Origin of the sequence: Brochothrix sp., from assembly GCF_017549435.1 — a bacterium.
Taxonomy (GTDB): Bacteria; Bacillota; Bacilli; order Lactobacillales; family Listeriaceae; genus Brochothrix; species Brochothrix thermosphacta.
Map to the genome: position 1 here is coordinate 33,579 of NZ_JAFYUW010000081.1, position 14,830 is coordinate 48,408.

14 protein-coding genes and 2 pseudogenes are annotated in these 14,830 nt (G+C 35.0%); 4 read left to right on the plus strand and 12 right to left on the minus strand.

Going from position 1 to position 14,830, the window contains the following annotated elements:
• Positions 1-126: 126 nt before the first annotated feature.
• Positions 127-687: a GNAT family N-acetyltransferase gene (locus IKV95_RS05500; RefSeq protein WP_069119857.1), complete on the plus strand. Its 561-nt coding sequence runs from the start codon at positions 127-129 to the stop codon at positions 685-687.
• Between the two features lie 95 nt (positions 688-782).
• On the opposite strand, the gene IKV95_RS05505 is transcribed toward IKV95_RS05500, so the two are convergent.
• Positions 783-1,043, minus strand: coding sequence for a hypothetical protein (locus tag IKV95_RS05505; protein ID WP_029092543.1), 261 nt, complete (start codon positions 1,041-1,043; stop codon positions 783-785).
• A 100-nt stretch (positions 1,044-1,143) separates the two neighbouring features.
• Positions 1,144-1,484 (minus strand): annotated as a pseudogene (locus tag IKV95_RS05510) (winged helix-turn-helix transcriptional regulator).
• 142 nt (positions 1,485-1,626) lie between these two features.
• Here IKV95_RS05510 and IKV95_RS05515 point away from each other — a divergent pair.
• Entirely contained in the window at positions 1,627-1,968 is a 342-nt protein-coding gene (locus IKV95_RS05515; protein WP_152792306.1) for a DoxX family protein, read from the plus strand.
• A 154-nt stretch (positions 1,969-2,122) separates the two neighbouring features.
• Here the strand turns inward: IKV95_RS05515 and IKV95_RS05520 are convergent, their stop codons facing one another.
• Genes IKV95_RS05520 through IKV95_RS05530 form a run of 3 tightly spaced genes read right to left on the minus strand, consistent with a single transcriptional unit; the run spans position 2,123 to position 5,828 of the window.
• On the minus strand, positions 2,123-3,487 hold the full coding sequence (locus IKV95_RS05520) for a PTS ascorbate transporter subunit IIC (protein WP_029092546.1): 1,365 nt from the start codon (positions 3,485-3,487) through the stop codon (positions 2,123-2,125).
• A gap of 21 nt (positions 3,488-3,508) precedes the next feature.
• Entirely contained in the window at positions 3,509-3,790 is a 282-nt protein-coding gene (locus IKV95_RS05525) for a PTS sugar transporter subunit IIB (RefSeq protein WP_029092547.1), read from the minus strand.
• Entirely contained in the window at positions 3,783-5,828 is a 2,046-nt protein-coding gene (locus tag IKV95_RS05530; protein WP_069125887.1) for a BglG family transcription antiterminator, read from the minus strand. The genes IKV95_RS05525 and IKV95_RS05530 overlap by 8 nt, the downstream gene beginning before the upstream one ends.
• A gap of 553 nt (positions 5,829-6,381) precedes the next feature.
• On the opposite strand from IKV95_RS05530, the gene IKV95_RS05535 reads away from it, so the two are divergent.
• Both IKV95_RS05535 and IKV95_RS05540 read left to right on the plus strand, forming a co-directional pair.
• The gene (locus tag IKV95_RS05535; protein WP_069126263.1) at positions 6,382-7,110 is read left to right on the plus strand and encodes a hypothetical protein; all 729 of its coding nucleotides are present in this window, start codon (positions 6,382-6,384) and stop codon (positions 7,108-7,110) included.
• Positions 7,110-8,216, plus strand: coding sequence for a hypothetical protein (locus IKV95_RS05540; RefSeq protein ID WP_287451488.1), 1,107 nt, complete (start codon positions 7,110-7,112; stop codon positions 8,214-8,216). The genes IKV95_RS05535 and IKV95_RS05540 overlap by 1 nt, the downstream gene beginning before the upstream one ends.
• Positions 8,217-8,393: 177 nt before the next feature.
• Here the strand turns inward: IKV95_RS05540 and IKV95_RS05545 are convergent, their stop codons facing one another.
• From IKV95_RS05545 to IKV95_RS05575, 7 genes and pseudogenes are all read right to left on the minus strand, one after another.
• Positions 8,394-9,320, minus strand: coding sequence for a transketolase family protein (locus IKV95_RS05545; RefSeq protein WP_069119872.1), 927 nt, complete (start codon positions 9,318-9,320; stop codon positions 8,394-8,396).
• Positions 9,313-10,155 (minus strand): transketolase, encoded by an 843-nt coding sequence (locus IKV95_RS05550; RefSeq protein ID WP_029092551.1) that lies wholly within the window; start codon positions 10,153-10,155, stop codon positions 9,313-9,315. Before IKV95_RS05550 ends, IKV95_RS05545 begins: the two co-directional genes overlap by 8 nt.
• A gap of 11 nt (positions 10,156-10,166) precedes the next feature.
• Entirely contained in the window at positions 10,167-11,528 is a 1,362-nt protein-coding gene (locus IKV95_RS05555; protein ID WP_069134612.1) for a PTS ascorbate transporter subunit IIC, read from the minus strand.
• 18 nt (positions 11,529-11,546) lie between these two features.
• Positions 11,547-11,828 (minus strand): PTS sugar transporter subunit IIB, encoded by a 282-nt coding sequence (locus tag IKV95_RS05560; protein WP_029092553.1) that lies wholly within the window; start codon positions 11,826-11,828, stop codon positions 11,547-11,549.
• A gap of 1 nt (position 11,829) precedes the next feature.
• Entirely contained in the window at positions 11,830-13,887 is a 2,058-nt protein-coding gene (locus tag IKV95_RS05565; RefSeq protein ID WP_069126266.1) for a BglG family transcription antiterminator, read from the minus strand.
• 221 nt (positions 13,888-14,108) lie between these two features.
• On the minus strand, positions 14,109-14,348 hold the full coding sequence (locus IKV95_RS05570; RefSeq protein WP_029092554.1) for a hypothetical protein: 240 nt from the start codon (positions 14,346-14,348) through the stop codon (positions 14,109-14,111).
• A 225-nt stretch (positions 14,349-14,573) separates the two neighbouring features.
• Positions 14,574-14,830 (minus strand): annotated as a pseudogene (locus IKV95_RS05575) (MFS transporter); the annotation flags it as partial.

The window sequence follows — 14,830 nt, forward strand, 5'->3', positions numbered from 1 at the left end:
ACTGCAGAACAATGAAACGAATTAAATTAGCATTTTGACGATTCTTGTCAAGATGCTTTTTCTATTTTGTAAGACCACTAATATATATGGTATACTAGTCTCAATTTAACTGATAGGAGGCTAATTATGACAGCAGAACGTACGCAAACACAACTTTTATTGGCACAAAACACTGTTATTCCTGGCGAAAGAATTATTCTACGTCCTATTACATTCGATGATGCCGCTGATTTATATGAATATGGACAGGATCCTGAAACAACTGAATTCGTCTTTGAAACACATGCCACTATTGAAGAAAGCATTTTGGGTATTGGTACTTATTTTATGTCTGATCCCATTGGAAAATTTGCCATTGAATTACGTTCAGAAAACAAAATGATTGGTACGTTTGATTTACGTGTTAATGAAAACGATTCAAAAGCAGAAATTGGTTATGTTCTTAATAAAGCCTATCAGGGAAACGGGTATATGACCGAAGCCGGTGCATTAATACTTGATTTAGCTTTCAATACCTTACGTTTAAATAAAGTTTTTTCGTTACATGATGTGAAAAACCCCCAATCAGGGGCAGTGATGAAACGACTTAATATGACCTATGAAGGTACTTTACGGCAAGATAAATTCTTTAAAGGGAAATTTTGTGACTACAGTTATTACTCTATCTTAAAAACAGAATATCACTAATGACTCTGTGTTTACCTTACTTAAACAGCCACGTAACTATAGCGTGGCTGTTTAAATTTCCCCATAAAAAAACTAACTATAAAATAAATTAAAAGTTAGTCTGCATATATCATTAAATCATAAATTCTTTGCATTCTTTCACCTGTTTCATTCAAAAAATCTTGATTAATCATCCCAAAATGAACAATTGCACAGTTGTAGTTCGTGTCAAATTTATCGTAACTAGCATAATTTTCAAAATACAACCTGAACTTATCTTCCTCAACCTTGATATCTTGGATAAACCCTTCAAAAATTGTAGGAGATACTTCCATTAAAAATTGATAATCATCTTTTTTCATATCAATAATAAACACCGTTTCACCTCTTTTTTGTCGTAAATCAAAAGACGTAGACAGATTCAATCAACTAGTGAGAGCCATATCTACTCGTTTGTTTTATAATTACACGTAATCTTTAGTTGAGGGGATTACCTTCTTCAATGTAATCGATATGTTCACTTCCCCATCGATGCATTTCTGAAAGTAAAGGGGGTAGTGTTTTTCCATGTGCAGTAACTGAATACTCCACTTTTGGCGGGATTTCAGGGAATACTTCTCTTTTCAAAATACCGTTTTTTCTAGATCTCGTAGTTGCCCACTTAACATTTTTTTCGTGATTGAAGGAATCAGTCGTTGTAATTCACTAAATCGTAGCGTTTCATATTGAAAAATTTGAAATAAAATGATGACTTTCCATTTCCCGGTGAAAATTTCTAATGATTTTTCAATCGCATTTGTGCCGATTTTTTCATCCATGGTTACTCTTTAGATACCAGGTCACTATAAAGTGCCTCCTTACAAACTTAAAAGATATATTGTATTATAACCTTAGTCATTTATCGATAACAAGTTATTATTTTTGATAGTGATTAAATTATAATTAAAGGATGCGTGAGGAATGGTTATTTTTCAAATGATACTACAAGTCATATTAGCACTTATATTTTTAATGTCTGGCGCTGGAAAAGTAAAAGGTGGTACCGAATATGAAAAAGGCTTCGAAGCCTACGGTTTACCTGCTTGGTTTGTGCGTGTTACTGGTATTGTTGAAATTCTAATTGTTATTTTATTAATACTAGGATTTTGGTTCCCAATCACACTATTAATTGGAGCTGTGCTTACTATCTGTGTAGCTATCGGAGGCACTTTGGCACATATACGTACAAAAGATGATTTTGTTAAAATGTTACCGATTATTTTCGTTGGGATTTTTGCTATTATTATTTTAATCATTGCCTAACCTAAAAATGACAATCAAAAAAACCTATAGAGTTGGCACTAAAAAGTGATCTCTATAGGTTTTATTTTGTATACTACCTGATTTTTTTAAATACTATTTTTGCTAGATACTATCTCTCAAAATTAATGTTATCAAATGAATCTACTACCCATTTTTATTCTTCTTCAATATTATTGACTGCTACTTTTGAAGGACGGAGAATACTTGGTAAAGCTAATACAATGACAAGTACAATCGCTAAACCGTATACACCAAATGAGCCCATCATGTCGCCCAATTTACCGAGTGCAATTCCGATAACACCAAAGTCAACATCACCAAATGTTGTATTACTAAATCCAAGGTCACCAAGCACTGGTAATAATAGTGCTGGTAAGAATGCAAGTAATAAACCGTTAACAAACGCACCTACCATAGCCCCACGACGACCACCTGTTGCATTTCCAAAAATACCTGCTGTTGCACCACAGAAGAAATGTGGTACTAAGCCTGGAATAATTAAAACGCCTCCGGCAGCTCCAAGAATAAACATTCCAACTAAACCACCTACAAAACTACTAACAAACCCGATAATGACTGCTGTTGGTGCATAAGGGAAGAAGACAGCACAATCAACTGCTGGTACTGCGTTAGGAATTAGTTTTGTTGCAATCCCTTGGAAAGCAGGAATTAAATCTGCAAGAATCATACGAACACCTGCATAAACAATGGCTACACCGACTGCAAATTGTAAACCACTTAATACAGCAAAGATATAAGGTGACTTACCATCCGATATAGTAGAGACGAAATCGCTACCTGCTGCAATCGCAGCAATCAGATAAAAGACAACCATTGTTAAACCTGTCGAAATTGTTGTGTTTCGTAGGAAACTAAATTTTTCAGGCACTTTAATATCTTCTGTACTCGCACTTTTTCCACCTACAGCTTTACCAATCACTGCTGACAAGTAATAGCCTAAGCTGCCAAAGTGACCCAGTGCAACTTCATCACCATCTGTCACTTTAAGCGTAAAGCGTTGCCCGATTGCTGGTGAAATTGCTGACCATGCACCGAGGAAGAAACCACCTAACAAGACCATTTTCCAGCCACTGAAGCCTGTTGCACCTAAAACAGCTGATAAGAGACAAGCCATAAAGAAACTATGGTGACCTGTTAGGAAAACATATTTATAACGCGTAATACGTGCAATTAATAAGTTAAATAAAAGACCTACAACGAGAATACTCATCGTTTCGACGCCTAATAAATCCTGAGCTACTGAAGTGATCGCTTCATTATTAGGAACAACACCTTTAATATGGAAACCTGCTTCAATCATCTTCGAAAGCGGTTCCAAATTACTCGAAATTACATTGGCACCGGCCGCTAACATCAAATAACCTAAAATCGGTCCTAATGTTCCTGTCAGCACTTTATGACCCGGTGACTTCAATGCGATCAAACCTACCATCGCCACAAGCCCCATCAAAATTGCCGGTTCACTTAACATATCTTTAAGAAATTCTAAAAATGCCATTTTAGTTCCTCCTCTGTACGTTTATTTTTGAGCCATTTCCAATAGTGTTGGTAACACATCTTCTTTAATTTTTTTGCGGTTCATGTAGCTGCGTGTAAAAACAACTTTTTGATCCGCTTTAAAAATATCAGCAAATTCTTTCACTGTCACAAATAAATCAGCATCTTTGCCTACCGCTGCATTAGAATCAATAGATTCCGCATCAATTTCAATGCCATTTTCCTTCGCTAATTCTTCAATTTTTAATTTCAACATTAAACTACTACCAATTCCATTCCCACATACTGTTACAACTTTAATCATTGTCAACACTCCCTTTTGTTTTAATAATGCTATAAATTGCTTCAATTGTTGGAGCGACTACCAGTTCGGCAATCGTTTCTTCATCTTCGAGGATATTGGATAATTGCTTCAAAGCCGTTAAATGACTTTCACTGTCTACTGCACTCAATACGAACACCAATTGCACCTGATAATCATCATCACCTTCATGTCGTAAATCAAAATCGACAGGGTGTTTTAATTGTAAAAGACTCATCCCTAATTTCTTACTGCCACTTTCTGGTCGAGCATGCGGAATGGCAACATGTGGTGCAATCACGATATAAGGTCCAACATCTTCCACCATTGTTATCATCGCTTCAATATAACCGTCACTAATATAATCATTCACTAATAGTGGCTGCGCTGCTTGTTTGATTGCTTCTTGCCATGTGAGTTGCTGCTCGGTTTGTTGAATAAAGTCTGTGGTTACTAATTCATGCAAGTTAATCCCTCCTTGATCTTGTCTTTTTAAATTCATCAAGTCAGATAGTGCCTTAAAGAGCGCCTGTTCATCTTTCACTGAAGCATAACGCTGTACAACTGACATGACATCACTGACATTGACAGCTGCTTGTGCAGGTTGCCAATTAAAATCATGACGTAATTGTTTTTTTAACATCTCTTTTTCAACAGGGTTCAATATCGGTTTAATAACGTATAAGGGTTGTGTTGTAACAAAATGAACAGTCGAGAAAATTAAATCAAATGTACCCGCTGCTAAATCTGCTACTTCTGATACGCTGTGTACGGGCTGAAACGTAATATTTGGGAATAACAAACGCAGTTGGTATACCATAATCAAAGAAGAACTGACACCGTTAGGGCATACTGCCAATGCACGGATACTTTTAGTTTCAGTCGGCAATTGTAACTGTCCACCAAAATGAATGGTAAAGTAAGCAATTTCATCAGCGGTTAACGGTTGTTTGACCGCTTCCTCTAAAGGTCGCAATCCCTTTTTTACAAGTTCATATAAATCCGTGTACTCGTCTTGTATCGTTTTAACATAAGGGTTATGAAGCGGTGTTCCAAATAATAGACGAAAATAGCAAGGGACTAAATGCTCATATAAACTATCAATTAATGTTTGTGATGCTTCAAAACTGTTTAACGTGTAGCGTTGCACCTCATTTATGATAGCCTCTGTTAATACTAAAAACGCTTTTTCTTGCACCAATCCTTGCTTACCTTGCAAACTTGATAATAACTGAGCGGTGACGAAAATCACGTTACCAGACCTATCGTTAGTTAAGCCTAGATACGTCGCCACCTCTTCAGCCATTTGTTGCATGGTTACGCTTTGAATGTATTGCAATTGTTGTGGCGAATAAACTAATTCATGTTGCTGTTCACCATGTTTGATAAAAAGTAGGAGCTGAATCACATGTTCAAACCGTTCATTAACGAAACGCACATCATATTTTGCAGCAAGTGACATCACAAATTCTCTTAATGCCTGTTTATCATCTGGTAGCTGCCATCTCGCAAAAATTAAATCGAGTAATTGACCCGCGTGCGGTGATTTTCGTAAGCTGTTTAAACTGGCATCAATACATCGACGAATATCGTGTTCAGGACCTGAAATAACATACCCTTCTTTACGTGAGTATTTTAGCGTTAAATCAAATACTGATAAAGAGGACTTCACTCTTTTTAAGGCGAGCACGACTGAGTTCTTACTCATATTCAATAGCTGTTGATAATGTGCGTTAGACACCCACTCTTGCCTCAAATACGTATATAAGATCACCATATGTATACGCTCTTCGCCGTCTAGCAAAAGTTCTTGTGCTTGTATTGTCGTCCAGTCAGTTTTTAATGTGGCTGGTACACTAATATGTCCCTCTTTAATCGTAACCCGTGGGAGTGATAACGCAGCGAGTCGCTTATTTAACTGCTCTATTTCATACCACGCTTGTTTTTTCGTTACTTGCTGCTCAATTGCAAACTCTGCAATCGACAAAGTTGAGTGCGTCAACAATAATGTCACTGTCGTAACAAATTTAGAATCTAACATGTGTATGCCTCTCCTATCTCTACTTTCAGTCTATTGTAACCGCTTTCTTTATTCAATCTATTTTAAGCACTAAATATTAGAGCCAATTTCCTTTTTATTGGGCGGATGGTTTATAAGACCTTATCCCACATGACTTTAGATGCTGTGCTTATTTTCTAGTATACCAAACCAATTACAATTGATTGATGCGTTTTTGAGAACGATAAGACCCTTTGAATAGTCGTTAACCTTCTTCTTTCGTTCTATATCTAAACGATATTTTATAAGCGTTTGACTTAAAAAGTGGCTTTATCCGCCTTTTAACAGTTTGACTCTATTTAATAGCTTGCGTTTGTCATTTTTTTACAGTTAAAAACGTTCTTGTTATAAGAAAAAACAGGACATTATTATTGTAAAATGGGCTTTATGTAAATACTTTTTTAAAAAAAGTGTTCAGTATCTCTAAGTTGCTATATTAGAACTTAAAGCGTGTCAAAAAATAACCAAAACTATTCACACTATTAAGCTATAATTAGCAATATGTTTAATAGACATTAAAAATAGGAGGGATTAGATGATTAAAAAAGTTATATCACTCGTTGTTTTAGCAACTATTTTCACAGTATGTTTACCGATACAAGAAACAAACGCCAACACTACTGGAGCTAATTTAAAAGCATTAGAAACCACTTTAACATTGGACGAAGCAAAAATAATCGTTGCTAACTATGCAACAAATACGTCGTTAAGCGTTGATGAAGCAGAAAAACAATTAACAGCTGAGCTTGAGTCTAAAATTAAAGAGGATCGTTCCGAACAAATGAACCAAACTCACACAACTAGAGGAGCTAGCTCTGGCAAGTATAAGCTTTCTAAGTCCAAATATGTTGGTGATGTCTTTTATACACCCTCTTCTACTTTAGGGATCCCTCATGGACACAACGGTATCTATGTCAAAAAGGATCGTATAGTTGAAAGTATTCCTAAAACTGGTGTACGCAATATTGCCTACAACGGGCGTAATGTTGAAAAAAACACAGTCATGCAAGATGTCAAAGTATCTCAAAAAAAATGCACTGCCGCCGCTAATTGGGCAAACTCACAAGTAGGTGAAAAATACTCTAAAAACTTTGCTACAAATAGAAAAACAGGCAAATATGGTGCAAAAAATTGTTCTAAACTTGTTTGGAGTGCTTACATCTTAAAAGCTGATATCGATATTGATAAAGATAAGGGTGCTGGTGTTTATCCAAAAGATATTCGTGATTCGAACTATACGCACACCTATAAAACGATTAAATGATGAATAGAAAAATAAAGGTCACACTAATAAGCAGTACGCTCATCATTATTTTGACTGTGGTTTTATATCACATAATAACGAACACTACAGATACCTCAACAACTGATAATAACAAAATAGCATTCTCCTTATATTTCACGAAAGATATGACTTCTGGCATCAACAAAGGTAAAATAATTTCATATCAAGACTCCACAATAAAAAATAAAATTTCTACTACAGGGATTGATAATAGCATTATTTTTTACGATGAAAACACACTACACTCATCAGATACAGAAACAATGTTTGCCTATGATGAAAATAATCTTCAAACGTATAAAAAGAAGCGTAAGTTTGAAAGCATGAGTATCAGTTCATTTAAATTTGGAAGTGATATAGTTCATATAAATAATAGTGGTTATGGCGATGACAACTCCTACAATACAACGTTATATAACGCTACAAAAAATAATCAGCTTATAATTAAAGATATAATCTCGAATGTCGGTCATTCAAATAATACACTATTTTTAATGTCTGATCGGGATGAAAACAATCGGATGACTATTTACACTGTTACATCAAAAAATGACCAACTCACCCCTGCTAAAAAACTTTATTTTCAAGGAACTAACAATGGTGAGTCTCATATCATTGGCGATTTAATTTATTATAATGAGTCACTCTTATTTGTCGAAGATGATGGTATTGGCAAAGTGAACTTCGTGATGATTAATCTTCCTGATAATAAAATAACTAAGAAAAAGCTTTTAAGCTATAAAACAAGCGATGAAATATCTGAATTAACACCTTATAGTAATACTAATTCTGTCTTTCTATTTAAAGAAAATTGCTATTTTTTAGATGCCACAGGTATTTTACACCAAGTAGATTTAAAAACGCTCACATTAACCAAACAAACATTAGCAAACGATACGACAAATAGATATATTGATACTAAGAAAGATTCGCTGTTTCTCTTTGAGGAAAATGATACAAATAATTTGCTGAAAGAATACACATTAAAATCTGATGGAACATTGCATTTGAAAAGCACGACTAACGTTATGTTTCCGTTAACGATCTCCGGTATGTACCTCTCTAACTTTAAGGTGAAAAAATAGCCGCCATCTTTAAAAAAAACATTTTATAACCTCCTTATCCGTTTGAAATGTCATTAACAATTTTCAAATTAAATTCAAAACTATATTTTCCCATAAAAATAGCGACCTCCAGAAGTTAGATTTTAAGTCTAGCTTTTGGGGGTCGCTTCAGTCATGTGCTGTTTTTTATATTATGTTTTATTTATTCAAAACTTGTTCAACAGCCGCTACAATAGCTTCTTTTGTCAGCTCATATTCTTCCATCAAATAAGCCATTGTTCCGACTTGACCAAATTGTTCTTTTACACCAATACGACTCATTTTTACAGGATGCTGTTCGACAACAACTTCTGCAACTGCACTACCTAAACCACCAATAACATTATGATTTTCTGCGGTTACTATGGGTCCCATTTGGGCAATTTCAACGATTTTCGATTGATTTATCGGTTTAATACGAAACACATCTACTACTTTTGCAGAAATACCTTTTTTCAGTAGGATTTCAGCCGCACACCTTGCTTCACTCACCATGATACCCGACGCTGCTATTGTAACATCGGTTCCTTCTACTACCGTTAACAATCCCTCTCCAAAAGCTTCATTTCCTTCGTAAATAGGTGGTGTCACTTTACGAACAGTACGAATATAATGCAAACCTTTCGTTTTATAACAATGCTCTAAAATATATTTGAATTGATGTGGATCTGATACTTCATAAACAGAAATATTAGGGATGGCTCTCATTAAAGCAAGATCCTCAAATGGCATGTGTGTACCACCATTCATCTCTGCAGTCACTCCGGCATCACTACCGACAATAATGGCATGATTTTGAGCAAACCCTAACGAAATAAACACCTGATCAAATGCACGTCGTGTCGCAAAAGGAGCAAATGTGTGGATGAAAGGGATATAGCCCGTTACTGACAAACCCGCAGCGACACCCATTTCCTCTGCTTCCATAATACCGACATTTATATATCTTTTTCCTAGCTCTTCTTTTATTTTATTCGTGCTAATCGAACTTGATAAATCGGCTTCTAAGCAGACTACTCGCTCATCTTTTTGTGCCAGTTCAAGCAATGTTTGTGAATAAACTTGTCTCATTTCCAGGTTAAACATGATTCGACACCTCATTCCCTAGTCTTAATCCTAACTCTTGAATCGCATCATTAATTTGTTGTTGCATGCTTTCATCTGGTCGAAGATGATGATTATCCTTCAAGTTTTCTAAAAAAGGCACACCTTGACCTTTAACTGTATCCAACACGATTGCTATTGGTTTTCCTATCATTTTTTTTGCTTCTTTCACAGCTTCAGATATTGCTTTAGTACTTCCTCCATCTATTCGCCAGCTTGCAAAACCAAAAGCTGTCATTTTTTCTACAAAATCAAACGGTTCGCATATTTCAGAGGTGAAGCCATCTAGTTGTTTTTTATTATCATCTATAAAAACAATCAAGTTGTCTAATTGATGATGTGCTGCAAATTGAAAAGCTTCCCAACATTGCCCTTCATTTAATTCACCATCTCCAACAATAACATAGGTGTTATTAGATCGTCCTGCAATTTTATGTCCTTTAGCGATACCAGTTGCACCTGATATACCTTGACCTAATGAACCTGTCGTTAAGTCTATTCCTGGGGTTTTATTACGATCCGGATGCGATGGTAAGCTTGTACCATTTTTATTCAAACTATACAGTGTCTGTTCATCAAAATAACCCTTCAAAAATAGCGTTGCATATAAAGATGGTCCTGCATGGCCTTTTGATAACACAAAATAATCGCGTTGAACATCATCTTTTTGAGCAACTGATGTGTTCATTTCTTCACCATATAAAACGGCTAATGTTTCCACAATTGAAAGACTGCCACCGTAATGCCCAAAACCTAACGTATGAAGTTCTCGTAAAGTATAATATCGAATTTTATCAGCAAATACTTCTAAATTCATATTGATCCCTCCTATTTTATTACTTCTGTATTTTTATTTTTTTTCATATATGTCAAAACAAACATCACTGCTAAAACTAACATAATACCAATGATAACGGCTGTTTTCCCTCCAATGGAGGACAAGCCACCTAAGAAAATACCAGCAATGCCATAATCTGCATCTGAGAATGTGGAATCCGCAAAACCTAGGTTCCCTAAAACAGGCATTAATAATACAGGTAAAAAACTAATAAGAATTCCTTGAATAAATGAACCAAATATAGCTCCTTTTAAACCACCTGTTGAATTGCCAAAAACACCTGCAGTTGCACCACAGAAGAAATGCGGGACCACGCCTGGGATAATAATGACACCCCCTGAAAAAATCATGATCATCATACTGACAATACCACCAGCAAAACTAGAAAAGAAGCCTATTAAAACTGCATTAGGTGCATATGGAAAAATAATCGGACAGTCTAACGCCGGTTTTGCATTAGGGACAAGTTTCTCGGAAATACCTTTAAATGCGGGCACAATTTCAGCAAGTATTAAACGTACTCCAGATAAAATAACAAATACACCTGCAGCAAAAGTACCAGCTTGCTGTAAAGCATAGATCAAGTAGTTTGTTCCTCCACTAAGGTTTTCAGTAATGTAGCTGCTACCTGTAAATAACGCCACAATAATATAAATGATTCCCATCGTAATTGTAATACTGACCGTAGAATCACGTAAAAAAGCAAGACCTTTTGGAAAATTAATATCTTCTGTTGATTTGCTTTTAGTTCCAAATAATTTACCAACTAAGCCGCTTAATGCATAACCCACACCTCCTGTATGACCTAATGCAACAGTGTCATTACCTGTGATTTTTTTCATAAAAGGTTGTAAGATCGCAGGAGATAAGGTATTTACAATACCCAGTGCTAAACCGCCTAATAATATCAGTGGTGCGGTTGTAAAACCTGTCACTGATAAAATAACCGCAATCATACATGACATATAAAGAGTGGCATGCCCTGTTAAATAAATATATTTAAAGCGTGTAAAACGCGCAATGAGGACATTAAATATCATTCCAATTAACATAATAAGAGCCGTTGATGTTCCAAATTTGGTAAGTGCAATCGCTACAATCGCCTCATTGTTTGGCACAACTCCTTGCATATTAAAGGCAACTTTAAACATCTCGCCAAATGGCTCTAATGATGCCTGTACAACACCTGCTCCAGCGGTGACGACCAGGAAACCTACGAATGTTTTAATACCGCCTCGAAAAATATCACTTGTTGATTTTTTTTGTAAAACAAGACCAAGCACAGCAATTAATGCTACTAAAATAGCTGGTGTACTTGCGACATCGATTAAGACATTCAAAAAACTTTTCATGTTATTCCCTCCTCATTTTTATAAAATTCCAAAGTTCTGACATGCTTTTGTAACCTTTTCTTTCAGTTCATCCATATCAATAATGCTATTTAAAACAACAACATTTCCCAGATGTCCCGCACTATCTGCTAAATCTGCCGCTACAAAAAAGATATCTGCTAAATCGGGTGTTGTACTCCCCAAATCATAATGATTCACCTCGACAGTTTCTAATCCAAGCTCTTTTAGCACTGTTTTAATGTTCATTTCAACCATAAAACTTGACCCTAGTCCTGATCCACATACCGCTGCAATTTTCATCCTAAATCACTCCTTCATTTATAATTTTCAATAGTTCTGTTTGCGTCTTTGCTTCTAATAAACACTGTAATTTTTCTTTATGGGACAAGATTTTTGTCAAATCAGATAATGCTCTAAGATGCATCTCATTATCCACCGCTGCTAAACAAATAAAAATTCTGATCGGATGTTTTTCATCATCTAATAAAAAAACTGGTTCTTTCATTTTAAGCAATGACATTCCTAACTTATTAACGCCATCTTCTGGACGTGCATGCGGTAAGGCAACACCTTCGCCAATATGAATAAAAGCACCAAATTCCTTCACTTTATTTATCATCGCTTCGATATATTTTTTTTCAATACTACCATTGTTCACTAATGGTTTTGCACTGAGAGCTATAGCTTCCTCCCAATCAAGCTTTTCATCGGATACTTGGACAGTATCTTTATCTAATATTTCATTCAACATAGGGCCGTCCTCCTTCATTCCTCTAACCTCTTTCATCACCTTATTTGTAACGGTACGTAAGAGTTTTTCTTTGGTTATGCCTTTGCGTAAATCGACATGATCTAAAATTATTTCAACAATTTCATTAATAGAGGGAACGACTAGTCCAGGAATTAAGAAATCATGTTGCACTTCATGTAATAATTGATTTTTTTCTTTTGTCGTTAAAAGGGGGCGTATCTGATAAACCTTTTTGGGCGATGCTATTGGGACACTTGTGAAAATCATATCGTATTCTGCATCTGATAGTTGAGACACTTCACTAACTAAATAAATACCTTTAAATTCAATTGTGGGGAATAATTTTTTTAACTCTGCTGACATAATAAGAGAAGAACTAATACCATTAGGACAAACAATAATACCTCTGTAATTACTTATTTTTTCTGTTTGTGTTTGGTGAGCAATTTGACCACCAAATAGAATTGTAAAATAACCTACTTCATCTTCGGGAATAACTGTTTTCATCTCTTCTTCTAGTTGATAAAGTGCACTCTTCGTCAATTCAAAAAGTTCCTCATGCGACTCTTTAATCTGATCAATCATGACATTACTTAGAGGCATTTTATACTTGATTCGATAGATAGCAGGGACAAGATGGCTAAACAAATCAATTGCGAATTTTTGTCGATTACTAAAATTCACAACTGCTAATCGTTCCATATTACGGATGATTTTATCAGCAGTTTGCATCCAATGATTGAGCGAAGTATCACTAATATCACCCTGTACAATTGTCATTAAAATGATTGTGAAATAAGCAATTTCACTACTATTATCTTCATCCTCGGTATACTCTTTTAAAAAAAGTTCACTTAGTTTATATATATTAAGTTGTTCTAACTCTTGAAGTTCTTGCTTAGAAAAAATAACTGGATGTTGTAGTCTTCGACATAGTAACAAACCAATAAACCAAATAGTTTCCTCAATACGACTTGGGACAACTGACAATTCATTATTTTGAATAAATTTTTCAAAATTTGCTGTTAATTCCCAATAAAAGGTATTCGTTTTTATTTTCAATATTTGTGAAAGTCCCCACTTTCCTGTCTCAGTTATAGCTATTTTAAGAATGTATTTTCGTGCAACAGTTCTTACATTTTTTTCATTACCCACGAGATGAAAACCAGTTCTACGAGAATATGTTAATTGAATATTCATTCTCTCTAATTTTTTTCGCATTTTTTTTATATCAGCCAACACTGTATTACGACTAACTCTTAAAAAAGACTGATAATGAAAAACTGATAAATTTTCTAACTCAGTAAAAGTAATTAAATAGAGTAGTGCTTGTCTGTCAGACTCACTATAGACTATTGTCGCGAATTTCCGACCAATGATTACTTCGTTCCAACGATGTTGAACTAATGCCGAAATGAAAAACTGATCACCTGTTTGTTCAATTAACGGAAGACCGAGTATAGTTAAATTCACATTAACTTTACCTATTTCCTCAAGCGCTTTACTCTCTGAACAAGACAAGAAGAACATCAGTTGTTCTTTTGTAATAATGTTTTCTTCCTTCTTAGCTAACTCCACAATAATACGATTGAATCTTTTGTTTATCATGTTTGCTCCCCCCACTAAAACTATATATTGTAAGCGCTCTATTTAATACTTAACTTCAGCACAATTTAACTTTTAACTTTTTTATCTATTGGACTCTAATTATTATTTTATACTCCATCACACCAAACTAAACCACTGGTGGCATGATTCTCACCTTAAAACTAAAAAAAAAGAATGTAGACAATTCAATGTCTACACTCTTTAACTCAGTTATTCAAAAATCACGTATTTAATAGGCTTGTAATAAGTAAGATAATTGCTAGACTAGCAGCCAGCGTTACGATGTAATTTTTCGTTTGAACTTTCATAATAGCAAGAACACTAAAAGAAATAACCATCACAATTTGCAGCCATATCGGATAATCAAAACCTGTTTTTTCAGTTAAAAAAGAATACATTATATTACCTACTATTAAAATCATAAAAAATAACGCTAAGGCTACTACGGTTTTTTTCAGCATACTTATAACCTCTTCTCTCATTTAATTACGGCTTTAGTAAATAGGTTCAAAAGCGTTTCATTAGTTTTATGTTAGCACATAAACTCTGTCAATACACTTTTCATAAAGAAAACTTTTGGAAAACAGTTAAATTAATAAGCTGTTATATTGAAAACTAAAAAATTCTTCTCTGCACAAAAACACCCACTATCCAAAATAGAGGGTGCTTGTTTAAGCATTTGTTGATTATTTTCCGAAAGGTTTCGAACGTTTCAAGAAGAACGATAACACTAATGCTAGAATTGTAATACCTGTGGCAACCATGAACGTATAATTAATACCATCAAGTAAAGCCGTTTGTGTAATTTGTGCTTTCACTGCAGCGACTTGATCTGGAGACATTGCTGCACCTGCTTGAATTGCTTTTTCTTTAGCAGCTGCTGCTAGCTCCGTTGCACGCGTCACAATGTGTTTATCCATAATAGTAATCAATATAGCTGTAC

Excerpts from the sequence above, each read along its gene's own strand:
- IKV95_RS05500 (WP_069119857.1), top strand. The coding sequence starts at position 127 with ATGACAGCAGAACGTACGCAAACACAACTTTTATTGGCACAAAACACT.
- IKV95_RS05515 (WP_152792306.1), top strand. The coding sequence starts at position 1,627 with ATGGTTATTTTTCAAATGATACTACAAGTCATATTAGCACTTATATTT.
- IKV95_RS05520 (WP_029092546.1), bottom strand. The coding sequence starts at position 3,487 with ATGGCATTTTTAGAATTTCTTAAAGATATGTTAAGTGAACCGGCAATT.
- IKV95_RS05525 (WP_029092547.1), bottom strand. The coding sequence starts at position 3,790 with ATGATTAAAGTTGTAACAGTATGTGGGAATGGAATTGGTAGTAGTTTA.
- IKV95_RS05530 (WP_069125887.1), bottom strand. The coding sequence starts at position 5,828 with ATGTTAGATTCTAAATTTGTTACGACAGTGACATTATTGTTGACGCAC.
- IKV95_RS05535 (WP_069126263.1), top strand. The coding sequence starts at position 6,382 with ATGATTAAAAAAGTTATATCACTCGTTGTTTTAGCAACTATTTTCACA.
- IKV95_RS05540 (WP_287451488.1), top strand. The coding sequence starts at position 7,110 with ATGAATAGAAAAATAAAGGTCACACTAATAAGCAGTACGCTCATCATT.
- IKV95_RS05545 (WP_069119872.1), bottom strand. The coding sequence starts at position 9,320 with ATGTTTAACCTGGAAATGAGACAAGTTTATTCACAAACATTGCTTGAA.
- IKV95_RS05550 (WP_029092551.1), bottom strand. The coding sequence starts at position 10,155 with ATGAATTTAGAAGTATTTGCTGATAAAATTCGATATTATACTTTACGA.
- IKV95_RS05555 (WP_069134612.1), bottom strand. The coding sequence starts at position 11,528 with ATGAAAAGTTTTTTGAATGTCTTAATCGATGTCGCAAGTACACCAGCT.
- IKV95_RS05560 (WP_029092553.1), bottom strand. The coding sequence starts at position 11,828 with ATGAAAATTGCAGCGGTATGTGGATCAGGACTAGGGTCAAGTTTTATG.
- IKV95_RS05565 (WP_069126266.1), bottom strand. The coding sequence starts at position 13,887 with ATGATAAACAAAAGATTCAATCGTATTATTGTGGAGTTAGCTAAGAAG.
- IKV95_RS05570 (WP_029092554.1), bottom strand. The coding sequence starts at position 14,348 with ATGCTGAAAAAAACCGTAGTAGCCTTAGCGTTATTTTTTATGATTTTA.